Source organism: Nonomuraea cavernae (assembly GCF_040655715.1).
Taxonomy (GTDB): domain Bacteria; phylum Actinomycetota; class Actinomycetes; order Streptosporangiales; family Streptosporangiaceae; genus Nonomuraea; species Nonomuraea cavernae_A.
This window is the reverse complement of sequence record NZ_JBFAKL010000018.1, coordinates 77,065-93,597: the sequence shown is the minus strand read 5'-3', so window position 1 is coordinate 93,597 and position 16,533 is coordinate 77,065. Positions and strand designations below refer to the sequence as shown.

At 73.6% G+C, this 16,533-nt stretch carries 14 protein-coding genes; 10 read left to right on the top strand and 4 right to left on the bottom strand.

The window, feature by feature from the left end; genetic code table 11:
- From AB0I38_RS25240 to mtnB, 7 genes are read left to right on the top strand one after another with little or no spacing between them, the layout of a single operon-like run.
- Positions 1-1,629 (top strand): ABC transporter ATP-binding protein, encoded by a 1,629-nt coding sequence (locus AB0I38_RS25240; RefSeq protein WP_358472087.1) that lies wholly within the window; start codon positions 1-3, stop codon positions 1,627-1,629.
- Positions 1,626-2,744, top strand: a complete 1,119-nt coding sequence (locus AB0I38_RS25235; protein WP_358472085.1) for an ABC transporter permease — start codon at positions 1,626-1,628, stop codon at positions 2,742-2,744. Before AB0I38_RS25240 ends, AB0I38_RS25235 begins: the two co-directional genes overlap by 4 nt.
- Complete coding sequence (locus AB0I38_RS25230) at positions 2,741-3,631, top strand: ABC transporter permease (RefSeq protein WP_358472083.1); 891 nt, start codon at positions 2,741-2,743, stop codon at positions 3,629-3,631. The genes AB0I38_RS25235 and AB0I38_RS25230 overlap by 4 nt, the downstream gene beginning before the upstream one ends.
- Positions 3,628-4,656, top strand: coding sequence for a s-methyl-5-thioribose-1-phosphate isomerase (locus AB0I38_RS25225; RefSeq protein WP_358472081.1), 1,029 nt, complete (start codon positions 3,628-3,630; stop codon positions 4,654-4,656). Before AB0I38_RS25230 ends, AB0I38_RS25225 begins: the two co-directional genes overlap by 4 nt.
- Positions 4,653-5,609: a nucleoside hydrolase gene (locus AB0I38_RS25220; RefSeq protein WP_358472080.1), complete on the top strand. Its 957-nt coding sequence runs from the start codon at positions 4,653-4,655 to the stop codon at positions 5,607-5,609. Before AB0I38_RS25225 ends, AB0I38_RS25220 begins: the two co-directional genes overlap by 4 nt.
- On the top strand, positions 5,606-6,292 hold the full coding sequence (gene mtnC / locus AB0I38_RS25215; RefSeq protein WP_358472079.1) for an acireductone synthase: 687 nt from the start codon (positions 5,606-5,608) through the stop codon (positions 6,290-6,292). The genes AB0I38_RS25220 and mtnC overlap by 4 nt, the downstream gene beginning before the upstream one ends.
- Positions 6,289-6,909: a methylthioribulose 1-phosphate dehydratase gene (mtnB, locus tag AB0I38_RS25210; RefSeq protein ID WP_358472078.1), complete on the top strand. Its 621-nt coding sequence runs from the start codon at positions 6,289-6,291 to the stop codon at positions 6,907-6,909. The genes mtnC and mtnB overlap by 4 nt, the downstream gene beginning before the upstream one ends.
- A gap of 41 nt (positions 6,910-6,950) precedes the next feature.
- On the opposite strand, the gene mtnK is transcribed toward mtnB, so the two are convergent.
- The 4 genes from mtnK to AB0I38_RS25190 are packed head-to-tail and all read right to left on the bottom strand — an operon-like array spanning position 6,951 to position 12,152.
- Complete coding sequence (mtnK, locus tag AB0I38_RS25205; RefSeq protein ID WP_358472227.1) at positions 6,951-8,171, bottom strand: S-methyl-5-thioribose kinase; 1,221 nt, start codon at positions 8,169-8,171, stop codon at positions 6,951-6,953.
- Between the two features lie 5 nt (positions 8,172-8,176).
- On the bottom strand, positions 8,177-9,232 hold the full coding sequence (locus tag AB0I38_RS25200; RefSeq protein ID WP_358472077.1) for an ABC transporter permease: 1,056 nt from the start codon (positions 9,230-9,232) through the stop codon (positions 8,177-8,179).
- Entirely contained in the window at positions 9,229-11,061 is a 1,833-nt protein-coding gene (locus AB0I38_RS25195; protein WP_358472076.1) for a sugar ABC transporter ATP-binding protein, read from the bottom strand. The genes AB0I38_RS25200 and AB0I38_RS25195 overlap by 4 nt, the downstream gene beginning before the upstream one ends.
- The gene (locus AB0I38_RS25190; protein WP_358472075.1) at positions 11,058-12,152 is read right to left on the bottom strand and encodes a substrate-binding domain-containing protein; all 1,095 of its coding nucleotides are present in this window, start codon (positions 12,150-12,152) and stop codon (positions 11,058-11,060) included. Before AB0I38_RS25190 ends, AB0I38_RS25195 begins: the two co-directional genes overlap by 4 nt.
- Before the next feature lie 86 nt (positions 12,153-12,238).
- On the opposite strand from AB0I38_RS25190, the gene AB0I38_RS25185 reads away from it, so the two are divergent.
- From AB0I38_RS25185 to AB0I38_RS25175, 3 genes are all read left to right on the top strand, one after another.
- On the top strand, positions 12,239-12,817 hold the full coding sequence (locus AB0I38_RS25185; protein WP_358472073.1) for a 1,2-dihydroxy-3-keto-5-methylthiopentene dioxygenase: 579 nt from the start codon (positions 12,239-12,241) through the stop codon (positions 12,815-12,817).
- Between the two features lie 236 nt (positions 12,818-13,053).
- Positions 13,054-14,010 carry a D-2-hydroxyacid dehydrogenase gene (locus AB0I38_RS25180; RefSeq protein WP_358472072.1) on the top strand — a complete coding sequence of 319 codons (957 nt, stop codon included), beginning with the start codon at positions 13,054-13,056 and terminating at the stop codon, positions 14,008-14,010.
- Between the two features lie 3 nt (positions 14,011-14,013).
- Positions 14,014-16,530, top strand: a complete 2,517-nt coding sequence (locus AB0I38_RS25175) for an alpha/beta fold hydrolase (protein ID WP_358472070.1) — start codon at positions 14,014-14,016, stop codon at positions 16,528-16,530.
- The last annotated feature ends 3 nt before the right edge of the window (positions 16,531-16,533 follow it).

Here is a 16,533-nt window from a genome sequence, read left to right as displayed (position 1 = left end):
ATGAGCGTCACCGCCACCGGCGACGGCTCGGCGGCGCCCGCCGCCGAGCTCGTCGGCGTCACCAAACGGTTCGGTCCCGTGCTCGCCAACGACGGGATCGACCTGGCGGTCGCCCGAGGGGAGATCCACGCCGTCGTCGGTGAGAACGGCGCCGGCAAGTCCACCCTGATGTCCGTGCTCTACGGCCTGCACCGGCCGGACGCCGGGCACGTGCTGCGCGACGGGAAACGCATCCGGCTGCGCTCGCCCGCCGACGCCATCGCGCACGGGCTCGGCATGGTGCACCAGCGCTTCCGGCTGTTCCCCGAGTTGACCGTCGCGGAGAACGTCGTGCTCGGCGCGGAACCGGTCCATCGCGGCGCGGTCGACCGGGCCGCGGCGCGGCGCGCGGTGGAGGAACTGGGCGAACGGTACGGCCTGCGGGCCGATCCGGCGGCCCAGGTCGGCACGCTGCCGGTCGGCGTGCGCCAGCGGGTGGAGATCCTCAGAGCGCTCTACCGGGGCGCCGAAGTGCTGATCCTGGACGAACCGACCTCCGTGCTCACCCCCGGCGAGGCGACCCGGCTGTTCGAGGTCCTGCGCACGGTCACCGGCACCGGCGCGTCCGTGCTGCTCGTGACGCACAAGCTCAGCGAGGTGCTGACCGCCGGCGACCGCGTCACCGTCCTTCGCCAGGGCCGCGTCACGGGGCGATTCGACACGGCCGGCACCACCGCCGCCGAGCTCGTCCAGGCGATGATCGGCCGCGCCCTCGGCTCCACCGGACCCGCCCGGCCCACGACCGGGCCCCGCGAGGAGGCGTACGCGCTGGAGGTGCGCGACCTCAGCGTGAGCGACCGCGACGGCGTGGCGCGGCTGTCGGGCGTGTCGTTCGGCGTGCGGCCGGGCGAGATCGTCGGCATCGCCGGCGTGGCCGGAAGCGGGCAGCGCGAGCTCATCGACGCGGTGACCGGCCTGAACGTCCCCGGGCAGCACGACTCCGGGCAGGTCCTGCTCGGCGACGCGCCCGTGCGACGCGGCAGGGACCCGGAGGTCGCCTACGTGCCCGAGGACCGCCACGGCCGGGGCACCGCGTCCGAGATGTCGCTGGCGGAGAACCTGCTGATGGGCGACCAGCGCCGGCCGGGCGGCCACGCCGGGCGGATCGGCCTGTCCAGGGCGGCCGTCCGGGCCCGGGCGCGCGACCTGGTCGAGAGGTTCTCGATCAGCGCGGCGTCGGTGGACGTGCCCATCGGCGCGCTGTCCGGCGGCAACGCGCAGAAGGCGGTGCTGGCCCGCGAGCTGTCCAGGCGGACTCCCGTGATCGTGGTCGAGGAGCCGACACAGGGCGTGGACGTGGGCGCGCAGGAACGGATCCACACGCTGCTGGCCGAGGCCCGCGACCGGGGCCAGGCGGTGCTGGTGCAGTCGAGTGAGCTGTCGGAGCTGCGCGCGCTGTCGGACCGGATCCTGGTGATGTTCGAGGGCCGGGTGGTCGCCGAGTACAGCGGCGACGAGGCCACCGAGTCCCTCCTCGGCCAGGCGATGACCGGCGCCCCGGTCAAAACCACGGCCGGAGACACGACCGGAGACACGACCGGAGACACGACCGGAAACACGACCGTGGCCACGAGTGGAGACCCGGCATGACCGCGCCCGCGCCCGGCACGACCGTCGCCCCGGGCGGACAGCCGCCAGGCGGCGGGCCGGAGCCGGGAGGGCGCGTCCTCGGATGGGCGCGCCGGATCGTCCTGTCGACGCCGGTGCTCGCCATCGGCGGCGCGCTGGTTCTGACCACGCTGGTGATGCTGGCGGTCGGGGTGGACCCGTCGCTCGCCTATCCGGCGCTGCTGCGGGGCGCCCTGGCCGACGGCAACCTGGAGTACACGATCGCCGCGTTCGTGCCGACGCTCGGCATGGCGCTGGCGTTCGCGATCCCGCTGCGGGCCGGTGAGTTCAACCTCGGCGGCGACGGCCAGATGGCGATCGGCGGCGTCACCGCCGCCGCGATCGCGCTGCACCTGCCGATGGTGGCCGGGGTCGCGGTCGTGCTGCCGCTGGCCGCCGCCGCGCTGGCCGGCGGGCTGGTCGCGGGGCTGTCCGCGCCGCTGCGCACCCGGCTCGGCATTCCCGCCATCGTGACCACGCTGCTGATCAGCACCCCGGCCGTGGCGTTCGCCTCCTACCTGGTCCGCTTCCCGCTGGGCGAGCAGGGCACCGGCATCGCCCAGACCCCGCCGCTGCCCGACGCGACGCACCTGCCCGCGCTGGCCGGCAGCTCGTACGTCACGATCGGGCTGCCGCTCATCGTGCTGCTCACCGTCGCCTGGTTGTACGCCGACTCGCGGACCGTTCTCGGCTACGAGATCCGCGCGACCGGGCAGAACCGCGACTTCGCCCGCTACGGCGGCGTGGCCGTGAACCGCCTGGCCGCCGTCACCCTGGCGGGCGGTGGCGCGTTCGCCGGCCTGGTCGGCGCGCTGATCGTGCTCGGCCCGCCCTACAGGTACGTGGACGGCGCGCTCACCGCCCCGGGCTACACCTTCACCGCCGTGGCCGCGGTGCTGCTGGCGACCGCGCGGCCGATCGCCGTGCCGTTCGCCGTGGCGCTGCTGACCGTGTTGCAGGTGGGCGGCCAGGGAATGGAACGCGAGGCCGGGGTGCCCAGCCAGCTCACGCAGATCGTACAGGGGCTCATCATCGTGATCGTCGCCGTGTTCGCGACCGTCCGGCACCTGAGGGCGCGGCGGGGGGCGGGCGCGTGAACATCTTCGAGGCGTCGTTCCTGGCCGCCGTGCTCACCGCCACGACGCCGGTCGTGCTCGCCGCGCTCGGCGGGCTGATCTGCCAGGTGGCCGGCGTGTTCAACATCGCGCTGGAGGGCCAGCTGCTGTGGGGCGCGTTCACCGCGGTCGTCTTCAGTCACCTGACCGGCAGCGCCTGGGCGGGCGTCCTGGGCGCGATGATCGCCACCCTGCTCTACGCGGCGGTGCTCTCGATCGCCTCGGTGACCTTCCGGGCCGACCCGATCGTGGTGGCCGTGGGCACCAACCTGCTGGCCCTCGGGCTGACCGCGTTCCTGATGCGGCAGATCTTCGGCAGCGGCGGCACCTACAGCTCGCCCGACCTGGCCGGGCTGCCAACGCTCGCCGAGCTGGGGCTCGACGTGCCGGTGCTCGGATCGCAGTCGGCACTGGTGCTGCTCGCGTTCGCGCTGGTGGCCGTCGTCGCGTGGTGGCTGCGCCGGACCCGCTCCGGGCTGCGGCTGCGCGGCATCGGCCAGCACCAGGCGGCCGCCGCCGCGCTCGGCCTGAAGGTCGGCGGCTACCGGCACGGCGTCGTGCTGGCGGCCGGCGCGCTGTGCGGGCTCGCCGGCGCCCAGCTCGCGCTCGGCAACGTGACGCTGTTCAGCGAGGGCATGAGCGCGGGGCGCGGCTGGGTGGCGGTGGTCGCCGTCATGCTGGGCGGCGTGCTCCCCTGGCGGGTACTGCTCGCCTGCCTGCTGTTCGGCGTCGCCGAGGCGGTGGGCTTCCGGCTCCAGGGTGTGGGGCTGCCGCAACAGGCGGCCGACTCCGCACCGTACGTGATCACGTTGTTCGCGCTGATCCTGGCCGGTGTGGCGGCCAGGCGGCGCCCGAAGGAGATCTCTTGACCGGATCTGGGGCGGGAACCCCCGTGCTGGCCGACTCCGTCCGCTTCGCGGGTGACGCGGTGGAGATCCTCGACCGCCGCGTCTATCCGTTCGAGCGGCGGTGGGTGCGCTGCGCCACCAGCGAGGACGTCGCGGTGGCCATCGAGCAGATGGTCACGCAGAGCTCGGGCCCGCTGTACGCGACCACGGCCGGCATGGTCCTGGCCGCCCGGGAGGCGCGGCGCGAGCCGCCGGGCGCGGCGGCCGAGCGGCTGCGGGCGGCGGGCGCCCGCCTGATCGCGACCCGGCCGACGAACAACCACATCCGTGACGCCGTGCGCGCGATTTTGGACGACACGGCCGACGGGCCGCTCGCGGAGGCGTCCGGCGAGGAGCTGGCCGGCGCGGTCGAGGCGGCGGCGGCCGGGCACGACGCGGCCTACCGGGCGCGCAGCGCGGCGCTCGGCCGGCACGCCGCGGGCCTGCTCCACGACGGCGCGCGGGTGCTGACCCACTGCTGGGCCGACGCCTACCTGATCGCGACCGTCCAGGCGGCCCGCGAGGCGGGCAAGCGGCTGGAGTTCGTCTGCACCGAGACCCGCCCCTACCTGCAGGGTGCCAGGCTCACGGCGGCGACGCTGGTGGAAATGGGCTACCGGCCCACGCTGATCACCGACGGCATGGTCGCCGCCGCCCTGGCCGACGGGCTCGCCGACGTGGCGCTGGTCGCCGCCGACCGGGTGACGCTCGACGGGCACGTGGTCAACAAGGTCGGCACGCTGGGCGTGGCGCTCGCCGCGCGGGAGTTCGGGGTGCCGTTCTACGTGCTGGTGCAGGCGCCCGACCCGCTCGCGCCCGGCGCGGCCGACGTCGAGATCGAGCACCGCGACGGCGACGAGGTGCTGAGCGTGCTCGGCGCCCGGACCGCCGCCGAGGGCGTCTCCGGCTACTACCCCGCCTTCGACACCACCCCGCCGCGCCTGGTCACGCGCATCGTGACCGAACGCGGCGTCTACCGTCCCGAACACGTGAAAGAGGCAGTATGACCGAGACACGACGGATTGTCGTGGACACCGACACCGGCATCGACGACGCCCACACCCTGCTCTACCTCGCCGGGCGGCCCGACGCCGAGATCGTCGCGGTCACCTCGGTGTTCGGCAACTGCGTCGAGGAGGACGCGGTGCGCAACATCGGCTACGTGAACGGGCTGCTCGGCCTGGACGTGCCGGTGGCGCGCGGCGCGGCCGAGCCGCTGGCCGGAGTCGCGCGCATCGCCGGCTACGTGCACGGCAAGGACGGCCTCGGCGACCTCGGCTACGACCGGCCGATGCCCGAGGTCACCGGCGAGAGCGCCGCCGAGCTGCTGGTACGGCTGGCGGCCGAGCAGCCGGGCGAGCTGGACCTGCTGGCCCTCGGGCCGCTGACCAACCTGGGTGAGGCGCTGCGCCTCGACCCGGACCTGCTCACGAGGTATCGGTCGGTGGTGCTGATGGGCGGGTCGGGGCCGTACGCTCCGCCCGGCACGGTGCTGATGGTCGACGCGAACATCGCCAACGACCCGGTCGCGGCCGCCGCGGTGTTCGCCGCGCCGCGCGCCGAGCTGGTGATGGTCGGCGTCAACGTCACCGGGACGACCATCCTGCACGAGCGGGCCATCGCCGCGCTGCGGGCCACGGACACGCCGAAGGCGAGGTTCGCCGTGCGGATCCTGGACGCCTACATGGACTTCTACCAGAACGAGTGGGGCCGCCGGATCATCCCGCTGCACGACCCGCTGGCCGCCGGCATCCTGCTGGACCGGGGCTTCGCCACCGCCTGGGCCGACGGGCCTGTCAACATCATGAGTGACGGCTTCATGTCGAGGGCGCGGCTGATGCGCACCCACGACGGCCTGCCGCCGTCCTTCCCGTACGAGCCGGCGCCCGACACGCGGGTGATCACCGCGGTCGACGCGCCGCGCTTCGTCGCCGATTTCGTGGAGGTGCTGACCAGATGAGCAACCCGCCCAGCTGGATCGTGCTGGACATCGAGGGCACGACGAGCTCGACCGAGTCCGTCCACGTGGGGCTGTACGCCTATGCCCGTCCTCGGCTCGGCCCGTGGATCGACGCGCACCGCGACGATCCCGACGTGGCCGCGGCGGTGGCGGAGACCGGCGGCGCCACGACGGAGGAGACCGTGGCGATCCTGCACGGCTGGATGGACGGCGACGTCAAGGCGACGCCGCTGAAGACGCTGCAGGGGCAGATCTGGGCGGCCGGGTTCGCCGCCGGGGAGCTCACCGCGCACTTCTTCCCCGACGTGCCACCCGTCCTGCGCCGGTGGCACGAGGAGGGGCGCCGGCTCGCGGTGTTCTCGTCGGGGTCGGTCGCGAGCCAGCGGCCGTGGTTCAGGCACACGACGGCCGGCGACCTGTCACTGCTGGTCGAGCGGCACTTCGACACGGTCAACGCGGGGCCGAAGCGGGAGCCGGACTCCTACCTGAAGATCGCCGAGGCCCTCGGGACGCCGCCGGGCGAGCTGCTGTTCCTGTCGGACATACCGGCCGAGCTGGACGCGGCGGCGGCGGCCGGCTGGCGGACGACCGGCGTGCGCCGGCCGGGAGAGCCGAGCGAGCAGGCCGGCTTCGGCGCCCATCCCGTGGTCGCGTCATTCAAGGAGATCGAGGAGATCAAGTGAACGTCCCCACCAGGCAGGGCGTGCTCGACGCGGGCGCCCGGCTCGCCGTCGAGGCCGCCCGCTTCACCTCGTTCGGCTGGATGCGCGGCACCTCGGGCAATCTGTCGGAGGTGGTGACCCGCGATCCGCTGCGGCTCGCGGTCACCGCCAGCGGCCTGGACAAGGGTGAGCTCACCGCCTCCGACGTCGCCGTGGTCGGGCCGGACGGCGCGCCGGTCGAGGTCGGCGGCATCGCCCCGCTGACGCCCTCGGCCGAGGCCGGGCTGCACGCCCGGATCGCCGGGCTGACCGGCGCCGACGCGATCGTGCACGTGCACGCGCTGAACGCGGTGCTGGCCGGCCACCACTGGCCCGAGGGCGTGCGGCTGCGCGACGTCGAAACCCTCAAAGGCATCGGCCGCCTCGCCCACGATGACGAGGTGGTCATCCCGGTGATCACCAACAGCCAGGACATGACCGAGCTGGGCGACCGCTTCGAGGCCGCCTACGACCCGCGCACCCCTGGGGTGATCGTCGCCGACCACGGCCTCTACACCTGGGCGCCGACGCTGAAGCGGGCCCGCCACATCACCGAGTGCGTGGAGTGGCTGCTGGCCTACGCCATCGCCATCCGCTGATCCGCCATCCGCTGATCCGCCATCCGCTAAGTCGCCATCCGCTAAGTCGCGTCGGCCAGGAGGGCGCCGACGCGGTCGAACAGCGGCCCGGGCCGGTCGGCGGCCTGGGTGAGCAGGTGGCGGGCGGCGTGCAGGACGCCGCGGATGGCCTTGACGCGCCGCTCCTCCGGGAGGGTCTCGATGTCGGTGACACGGGAGAAGCCGATCACCCGGCGGGCCGCCTTGGCCGCGCCGAACGCCGCAGCGTCGGCGTGGACCTTGGCGAGGTAGGCGGCGAGGACGCCGTCGCCGTAGACGCGCGGGTCGGCGCGGTCCGGCCACAGGGCGGTGAACTCGGCCTCGAACGCCTCCCATGTCCGCGCGGCCAGCCCGAGCGCCCACGCCGCGTGCTCGTCGTCGCCGAGCGCGAAGCCGCGCGCCGCGGCCAGCACGTAGTTGCCCCACAGCGCCCCGATGTCGAACCCGACCGGCCCGTAGAAGGCGAACTCGACGTCGAACGCGCGCGTCGAGCGGGTGACGCCGGGCTCCTCGGCCCGGACGAGAACGGACCCGGTGTGCAGGTCGCCGTGGATGAGCGCCTCGGCGTGCGTCATGAACGCCAGCTTGGCCAGCCCGATGGCGGTGCGCACCCCGGGATCCCCCGTGTAGGCCGCCACGTCCGGCTCGTTGGCGGGCAGGATCCGGTTGTGCTCGTGCTCGATGTACGGCTCGGTGAAGACGAGGTCCTCGGTGATCTCGCACAGCTCCGGATTGACCGACGCGGCCAGCCCCGCCTTGTGCGCCTCGGCGCCGAGGCCGAACACCGACGTGCCGAAGCCCACCCGTGCCACGTAGCGCCCGAGGTCGCCGGCCACTCCCTCGTCGCGCAGGCCCTCGTTGAGCCGTCCGCGCCACACCTGGTGGTCGGACAGGTTCTCCAGTGCCACCACGTGCCTGGCCTCGTCGACGTCGTACAGCGCGGGCACCAGCCCGGGCGCCGCCGCGCCGTGCGCCGCGAGCACGGCGGCCTCGATCCGGTTGCGGTCGGGGGTCATGGGCCAGTCGGGGTCGACGCGCACGTACGGCATCGACTGCTTGAGCACCACGCCCGGGCCGTCCTCGGCCTCGACGGCGAACACGAGGTTCATGTTGCCGTCGCCGACCTCGCGGACCCGCGTGATCCGCGCCGGGTCGACGAGCCGGGCCAGCGCGGGCCGGCCGGCGATGTAGGCGGGCACGTTCTCGACGCTGAGCAGTTCGTAGGACTGCCCCGCGTCCGCCACCAGGGTCAACGGATGCTCCTCTCTCCACGTCCGGGTGTCAGGGTGTAGCTGACGACGAGCGCGCTCACGAGCAGCGCTCCCTGGACGAAGGTCTGTGCGTAGTAAGGGGCGTTGAGCATCGTCATGCCGTTGATCATCACACCGATGAACAGCGCCCCCACGACGGTACCCAGCGCGTTGGGCCGGTTGGCGCCCAGCACGGCGAAGCCGATGAGCGCCGCGGCCACCGACTGGAGCAGGTACGGGTCGCCCGCTCCCACGTCTCCCCGGCCCAGCCGGGCGGACAGCATGATCCCGGCGACCGCCGCGCACAGCCCGGACACGACGTAGGCGAGCGCCCGGTAGCGGGCGACCCGGATGCCGGCGAGCCTGGCCGCCTCGGCGTTGCCGCCGATCGCGTAGAGCGCGCGGCCCCAGCGGGTGTGGTTGAGCAGCACGTACACGGCGACGGCGAGCAGCGCGAAGATCACCACGGGCACCGGGACAGGCCCGATCCTGCCGCCGCCGAGCCAGGCGAAGCCCTCGGTGTAGCGGCCGGGCGCCGGCGCGCCGTCGACGGTCATGCCCGCCGAGACCGACTGGCCGGAGGTGATGATCAGCGCGAGCCCCTGGAAGAGGAACATCGTGCCGAGCGTGGCCACCAGGTCGGGCACCCGCGCCACCACCGTGAGCAGCGCGTTGACCCCGGCCACGAGCAGCCCCGTCACCAGGCCGGCGACGATCGCGGTGGCGCCGGTGAGGTTGAACCTGACCATGGCGAGCGCGGTCACCATCACGACCGCGCCGACGCAGGCGCCGGCGGACAGGTCGAAGCCGCCGGTGGTCATCGAGACGGTGACGCCGAGCGCGACCACGCCGACGACCGCCACCGACTGCAGCACGATCAGCGCGTTGGCGAACGTGCCGAACGCGGGCCGGAGCGCCGCGAAGATCACCAGCATCGCGACGAGCACCACGACCAGCCCGTACCGGTAGGCCACCGACGCCACCTTCGCGCCCCGCGCGTTCGTCGGGCGAGCGGCGCCGTCGACGTCCTCGGTCCGCTGCGCCGCCGCCGTCATGCCGTTCCTCCCGTCGACGTCTCGGTCCCCGGCAGGGTCGTCGGCGCCTCGGTCCCCGGCGGGGTCGTCGACGTCTCGGTCCCCGGCGGGGTCGTCGACGTCTCGGTCCCCGACATGAGGGCCGCCAGGCGCTCGGGGGTGGCCTCGGCGACGGCCAGTTCGCCGGTCGGCGTGCCGTCGTGCAGCACCAGGACCCGGTCGGCCAGCTCGACGATCTCCTGGGGGTCGGACGAGGCGACCACCACCACCATGCCGGCGGCCTCGCGGACCACCCGGCCGATGTCGGCGCGGGCGCCCACGTCGACGCCGCGGAACGGCTCGTCGAGCAGCAGGACGCGCGGCGCGGCCTCCAGCCAGCGGCCGACCACGACCTTCTGCTGGTTGCCGCCGGACAGCGTCTCGATAGGAGCCTCGATCCCGTGGCCGCGCCGGCCGGACGTCCCGCCGCGACTCCTTCCGGACATCCCGCCCTGATCGCCCCCGGACGTCCCGGTTCCGGGCACGCCCGACGTCCCGGTGGCACCCGCGGCGGGCCTCCCGCTCTCGGTCGCGCCGGACCTGCCGGGTTCGGCGGTGGCGGACAGGCCTGGTCCGCGTACGCCGAAGCGGCCGGCCACGCGGCGCGCCGCGGCGGCCTCCGAGCGGCGGCGGAGCAGGCCGCCGCGGCTGTGCGCGCGGAGCATGGGCAGCGACACGTGCGCGCGCACGGACCAGCCGGGCACGATCGCCTGGGCGGAGCGCTCCTCCGCGGCGAACGCGACGCCGGCCGCGATCGCCGCGTGCGGATCCCGGGGGCGGTACGGCGCGCCGTCGAGCCGCAGTTCGCCGGAGACGAGCGGCCGGGCGCCGCCGAGCTGTTCGAGCAGCTCGGTCTTGCCCGCTCCGACCAGTCCGGTGACGCCGAGCACCTCGCCCTCGCGCACCTCCAGGTCGAACGCCTCCCTGCCGGGAGCGACCCGGATTCCGGTGGCGGCCAGCACGACCGCTCCCCTGTCGCCCGGCGTCGCGGTCTCGGCGGCGGTGGCGGAAGCGGTGGCGGTGGCGGAGGCGGTGGCCGATTCCGCCACGGACGTCGTGGCCGAGGCTGTGGCGGGCGCCGCGAACTCGCCGAGCATGGCCCCGACGATGGCCGCGCCGGTGAGCGGGGCGGTGAAGGTCCGGCTCACCCGGCCGTCGCGCAGGACGATCACGCGGTCGCACAGGGACTCGATCTCGGCCAGGCGGTGCGACACGTACAGGACGGCGACCCCCGACGCGGCGGCCTCGCGGACCTTGACGGCGAGGGCGTCGGCCTCTCTCGTGGAGAGCGTCGAGGTGGGCTCGTCCAGGATGAGCAGGCGCGCCTGGCGCGACAGGGCGCGGGCGAGCACGATCTGCTGGCGCGCGCTGGCGGGCAGTGTCTCGACCGGCGCGTCGAGCGGGAGCGGGAGCCGGGCCGCCTCGGCGATCGACCGGGCCCGCGCCACGATGGAGCGGCGCGTGGTGAACCAGCCGCCGCCTTGGGCGATGGAGTCGAGCGTGAGGTTCTCGGCCACCGTGGTGCCGAAGACGACGCCGTCGTCGATGTTCTGGTGCACGGTCTGCACACCGGCCGCCTGGGCGTCGAGCGGGCTGTTGGGCGCGAAACGGCGCCCGCCGAGCGTGAGCGTGCCCGCGCTCGGCCGGGTGGCGCCGGAGAGCACCTTGATCAGGGTGGACTTGCCCGCGCCGTTGGTGCCGATCAGCCCGGCGATCTCTCCGGGCCGCACGTCCAGCGTGACCCCGTCGAGTGCCCGGGTCGCGCCATAGGTCTTGGACAGCCCGGACACCGCGATCGCGGGCTCGGTCACGACGCCGCCCAGGGGACGCGGGCCACGTCCGGCGTGTTGAGGGCGGGGATGGCCTGGGTGAGCTGCTCGATGTTGGTGATCGCGCCGTCGCGCAGCTGCTTCTGGGTGACCAGGGCCGGCGGCACCTTCAGCTCGGGGTCCACCTTCTCACCGGCGACGAGCAGGGCGGCGGCGCGAACGGCGACGCGGCCCACGTTGGACGGGTCGGTGGTGGAGGTGGCCACCCAAGGGCTGTTCGGCTCGGTGATGACGCCGATGTCGGCGGTCGAGATGTCCGCGCCGTAGACCTTGATCTTGTCCTGGAGGCCGAGCTCCTTGATCGCGAGCGTGGCGCCCTTGGCGAACTCGTCGTACGGGGCGAAGATCGCCTTCACGTCCGGGTTGGCCTGGAGCGCGGCCTTGGCCTGGTCGGCGACGGCGGACGCGGTGGAGCTGTTGACCACGCCGATCTGCGCGACCTGCTTGATGCCCGGGTTGTCCTTCTTGAACTGGGTCCAGGTCTCGTCGCGCCGGTCGAGCGGGGCGAACCCGGCGACGTACACGTAGAGGACCTCACCACTGCCGCCGGTGTCGGCCTTGAGCGCTCCGAGCGCCTGCTCGGCGATCTGGTGGTCGTCCTGGGAGAGCACGACGGCCTTGGGGGTGCCGGGATCGACGTCGAAGGCGACCAGCGGGATGCCCGCGTCGGCGGCCTTCTTGACGGCGGGCTGCACCGTCTGGGCGAAGCCGTGGTCGACGATGATCGCGTCGGCCTTCTGGTTGACGGCCTGCTCCAGGTTGAGGGCCTGCTTGTCGTTGTTGCCGTCGCCGCTGGAGATCTCCAGCTTCACGTTCAGCGCCTTGGCCTCGGCCTCGGCTCCGGCCAGCCACTGCTCGAAGTAGTCACCCGAGGAGAGTTGCCTGACCAGCGCGATCCGCACGTCGCCGGACGCGAACTCGGTGGGGACGGCGGCCGTGGGGGCCGTCTGGGGGCTCGGCGGGGGTTCGGAGGAGACGGGGGCGGCGCCTGAGTTGGTCGTTCCCTGGGAGCAGCCGGCGAGCGCGAGAACGCTCAGCGCGAAAGCGGCTCCGATATGTCTTGCACGGATCACATGCGGATGCTAAGCGCAGGTCACCGCGATTGTCCACTTTTCCTGTAGGATTTGTACCACTGTCCGGTTGGTAGCACAATCAGGGTATGACATACCTGACCGTGTACACGGACGCCGACACCCCCGAGACACTCCTGCGCACCGAGGACCCGGCCGAGATCTCCGCCGCGCTCAAGGAGATCGACGTCCTGCTGCGCCACTGGGACGTCGTGGACGATCTGCCCCCCGGCGCCGGGCAGGACGAGATCCTCGAGGCCTACCGCGAGCAGGTGGCCAAGGTCGTCGCCGAGGAGGGCTACACGTTCGTCGACGTCGCCCAGCTCCACCCTGACGACACCGCCGACTGGGCCGAGCGCGCCGCCGCGGCCCGCGCCAAGTTCCTCAACGAGCACACCCACGACGACGACGAGGTGCGCTTCTTCGTCAGCGGCTCCGGCATCTTCTACCTGCACGTGGACGACAAGGTGCACGCCGTGCTGTGCGAGCCCGGCGACCTGCTCAGCGTGCCCGCGAAGACCACGCACTGGTTCGACATGGGCACCACGCCCGACTTCACCGCGATCAGGTTCTTCCACGACGACGACGGCTGGGTCGGCGACTTCACCGGCGCCTCCATCGCCTCGCGTATCCCCGACTACGACACCATCGCCGCCGGCCGCTCCTGACCCGGCCGGCGCGCGACCCGGGTCACGTGCCGGGCCATCGCTCATGTCCCAGTGCGATCCGCGGATCGGTGAGGATCGCGTACACGTACGAGGGGCCGAAGATGTCAGCGATCCGCTCCGGGCCCGGGCTGACGGCTCGCGCCCCCCGGCCCGTCTACGCACGATTGCCACGCTAATATATATATAATAATATAGATGGCATCATAGAGGGCGGACTGAGCGGCGGGAACGGATCGATGCGCGTCGGCGGGATCGAGAGGGTGCACTGCTACGGCGGGTTCGCCAGCGGCGCCCTGGAGGCCGCGAAGGAGGCCCTGGGCGGTCGTGAGCTGGTCGCCTGCCGGACGGCGCCGGAGTTCGCCGGAGAGCTCCATCGCGTCGAGGCCGTCCTCGGCTTCGGCATGCCGGTGGAGGACTGGTCCGTGGCCGGGCGGCTCCGGCTCGTCCATCTCATCGGCTCGGGCGTCGACAGCCTGCTCCCCGCGAAGGGGCTGTCGCCGGACGTGCGGGTGGCCAACGCGCGGGGCCTGTCCGCGCCGGCCATGGCCGAGTTCGCCGTCGCGATGCTCCTCGCCCTGGCGAAGCGGGTGCCCGACGTGCTGGCCAGCCAGCGGGCCCGCGAGTGGCGGCGGCACCCGCCGATGACGGTCTCGGGCGCGACCCTCCTCGTGGTGGGCGCCGGGCCGGTGGGGCGTGAGGTGGCCAAGCGCGGCAGGGCGCTCGGCATGCGGGTGATCGGGGTGCGCCGGACCACGGGCCGGGTCGCGGAGTTCGACGAGACGCACGGCGCCGAGCGCTTCGCGGAGCTGGCCGCGCGGGCCGACGCCATCGTCATGGCGGTCCCCGCGACGGCGCGGACGCGGCGTCTCCTGGACGCCGCTGTCCTCGGCAGATGCCGTCCCGGCTGCCTGATCGTCAACGTCTCGCGCGGCGAGGTCGTCGACGAGGAGGCGCTGGCCGCCAGGCTGCGCGCGGGCTCCTTGGGCGGCGCCGCGCTCGACGTGTTCGAACGCGAGCCGCTGCCGGTCACCAGCCCGCTGTGGGGCGCGCCCAACACCATCCTCACGCCGCACGTGTCGTGGAGCTCCCCGGACTACCCGGCGCGCTTGGCCCATCTGTTCGCCGAGAACGTCCGGCGCGTCGAGTCCGGCGAACCGGTCATCAATCCCGTCGACCCCGCACAGGGGTACTAGATCATGCGCGCTGCTCCCTCCTGGTTCCGCGACGCGCTGGCGTGTCCGGCGGACGAGGGCGACGTGGTCGTCGCCGGGACCCGGATCCGTTACCGGGCCTGGGGCCGGAAGGGCCGGCCGGGCATCGTGTTCGTGCACGGCGGGGCCGCCCACGCGCGGTGGTGGGACCACGTCGCCCCCCAGTTCGCCGGCGAGCACCGCGTCGTGGCGCTGGATCTGTCCGGGCACGGCGACAGCGACCACGCCGAGCGCTACAGCCACGAGAGCTGGGCCGAGCAGGTCCGCCACGTCGCGGGCGACGCGGGGATCGCCGGCCGCCCGATCCTCGTCGGCCACAGCATGGGCGGCCTGGTCTCGCTGCGGGCGGCGCTCTCGTTCGGCGAGCGGCTCGCCGGGGTCGTCTGCGTCGACTCCGCGGTGCGCGACGTCACGAATGAGGAGATGTTCATCCGGCGGCAGCGGGCCCTGCGGCAGCCTCGCCTCTACCCGACCCGCGAGGCGGCGATGGCGAGGTTCCACCCCATCCCCGAGGTCGGACGGGCTCTCCAGTACGTCGTGGACCACCTCGCCGAGACGTCCGTACGGGAGACCGAAGCGGGCTGGACCTGGAAGTTCGACCCCCGTCTCTTCGGCCAGAGCTCGCTGACCCCCGGTCAGCTGTTCCCGCCGCGGTGCGAGGTGGCGTTCATCCGCGCCGAGCACGGCCTGCCGAGCGCCGAGGCGGTCCGCCTGATGCACGAGCGGGTGGGCAGCTCGCTGCCGGTCATCGAGATCGCCGACTCGGGACATCACGTCATGCTCGACCAGCCGCTCCCGCTCGTCGCCGCGCTGCGCTCGGTGTTCGCGCGCTGGGACGCGTCTGTCGCGCTGGAGAACGACGCGTTCGCGAAGGAGGCCTCAGCGCAGGAGTCCTCACTGCGGGAAGCCTCAGCGCGGGAAGCCTCAGCGCGGGAAGAAGGACGGATGTCCGCTGGGAACGGCGCGGCGGGCTTCGACCTGCCCTCACGGCTGAGAGCCGTCCTGGAGGTGGACCCCACGGCCCCGGCGCTCGAACTGGACGGCCGATGGCACACATGGGGCGACCTGGCCGCGACCGCCGGCGCCGTCGAGTCGCACCTGCGGCGCGCCGGGGCTCCCGAGGGCGCCAAGGTGGGCATCGTGATGCGGAACCGGCCCGGCGTGGTCGGCGCGGTGACGGGCGCGCTGGTGTCGCGCCGCAGCATCGTCTCGCTCAGCCACCTGCAGCCGGGGGCCGCCCTGGCCGGGGACGTCGCGGCCCTCGATCTGGTGGCCGTGGTGGCCGACGAGGAGGACTGGGCGGACGAGGGCCTGCGGGCCGCGGCCGGCGCGGCCGGCGTGCTCGGGCTGTCGGTACGGGCGGATGATCCGCGCCAGGTCGAGGTGGTCACCGAGTGCTCGCTGACGCCCGCCGAGATCGGCACGCGGGCGCTGCCGGGAGTCGCGGTGAGCATGCTGACCAGCGGCACGACCGGCCCGCCGAAGCGGGTCCCGGTCGGCTTCCGCAATCTGGCGGCCAGCTTCGCCGGCGCGGCGCACTACGAGTCGGGGCGGCCTTGGCAGGCGCGGCTCCGCTCCGGGGTCGCGATCCTCGTGGCGCCCCTCCTGCACACCAGCGGGCTGTTCCGGCTGCTGCTCAACCTGCTCGACGGCCGCGGCGTGGCGATGCTGGAGAAGTTCACGGTCGACGGGCTGGTGCGGCTGGTCAGCGCGTACGACTCGCACGTGCTGGCCCTCACCCCGGCGTCGCTGGCGATGATCCTGGACGCGGACGTCGCCCCGGAGGTGTTCACGCACGTCCGCGTCGTCATCTGCGGGACCGCGCCGCTCAGCCCGGACGTGGCGGAGCGGTTCGAGGAGAGGTACGACGTCGCCGTCCTGGTCGTGTACGGAGCGACCGAGTTCGCCGGCGGGATCGCGGGATGGACGCTCAAGGACCGGCAGGCGTTCCGTGAGACGAAGCGCGGCAGCGTCGGCCGCGTGCACCCGGGCGTCGAGGTCCGGGTCAGGAACCCGGAGACCGGCGAGTCCGTGCCGGCCGGCGAGGTCGGCCGGCTGGACGTCCGCTCCCCGCAGTCGGGCACGGATCCCGGCACATGGCAGGAGACGACCGACCTCGCGCGCGTCGACGGGGACGGCTTCGTCTGGGTCGTCGGCCGGACCGACGACGTCATCATCCGCGGCGGGTTCAAGGTCTCGACCGGAAGGGTCGCCGAGGTCGTCAAGGAGCATCCGTCGGTGCGTGACGCGGCGGTCGTCGGCCTGCCGGATCGGCGGCTCGGGGAGGTGCCCGTGGCGGCGGTCGAGGTCGCGCGCGGGGCGGCGTTCGACCCGGAGTCCCTGACCGCGTGGGTTCGTGGCCGGCTGGCCGCCTACCAGGTGCCGACGGCGTTCGTCGTGGTCGACGCCCTGCCCCGGACGCCGTCGCTCAAGGTGAGCCAGGACCGCCTCAAGGCCCTGCTCGCCGCCGAGCTCGGCGGCGCCGGCCACCCCACCGGCTGACCG

Bases quoted from the DNA above. Each gene is read 5' to 3' on its own strand.
- AB0I38_RS25240 (WP_358472087.1), top strand. From the start codon at position 1: ATGAGCGTCACCGCCACCGGCGACGGCTCGGCGGCGCCCGCCGCCGAG.
- AB0I38_RS25235 (WP_358472085.1), top strand. From the start codon at position 1,626: ATGACCGCGCCCGCGCCCGGCACGACCGTCGCCCCGGGCGGACAGCCG.
- AB0I38_RS25220 (WP_358472080.1), top strand. From the start codon at position 4,653: ATGACCGAGACACGACGGATTGTCGTGGACACCGACACCGGCATCGAC.
- mtnC (WP_358472079.1), top strand. From the start codon at position 5,606: ATGAGCAACCCGCCCAGCTGGATCGTGCTGGACATCGAGGGCACGACG.
- AB0I38_RS25200 (WP_358472077.1), bottom strand. From the start codon at position 9,232: ATGACGGCGGCGGCGCAGCGGACCGAGGACGTCGACGGCGCCGCTCGC.
- AB0I38_RS25185 (WP_358472073.1), top strand. From the start codon at position 12,239: ATGACATACCTGACCGTGTACACGGACGCCGACACCCCCGAGACACTC.
- AB0I38_RS25180 (WP_358472072.1), top strand. From the start codon at position 13,054: ATGCGCGTCGGCGGGATCGAGAGGGTGCACTGCTACGGCGGGTTCGCC.
- AB0I38_RS25175 (WP_358472070.1), top strand. From the start codon at position 14,014: ATGCGCGCTGCTCCCTCCTGGTTCCGCGACGCGCTGGCGTGTCCGGCG.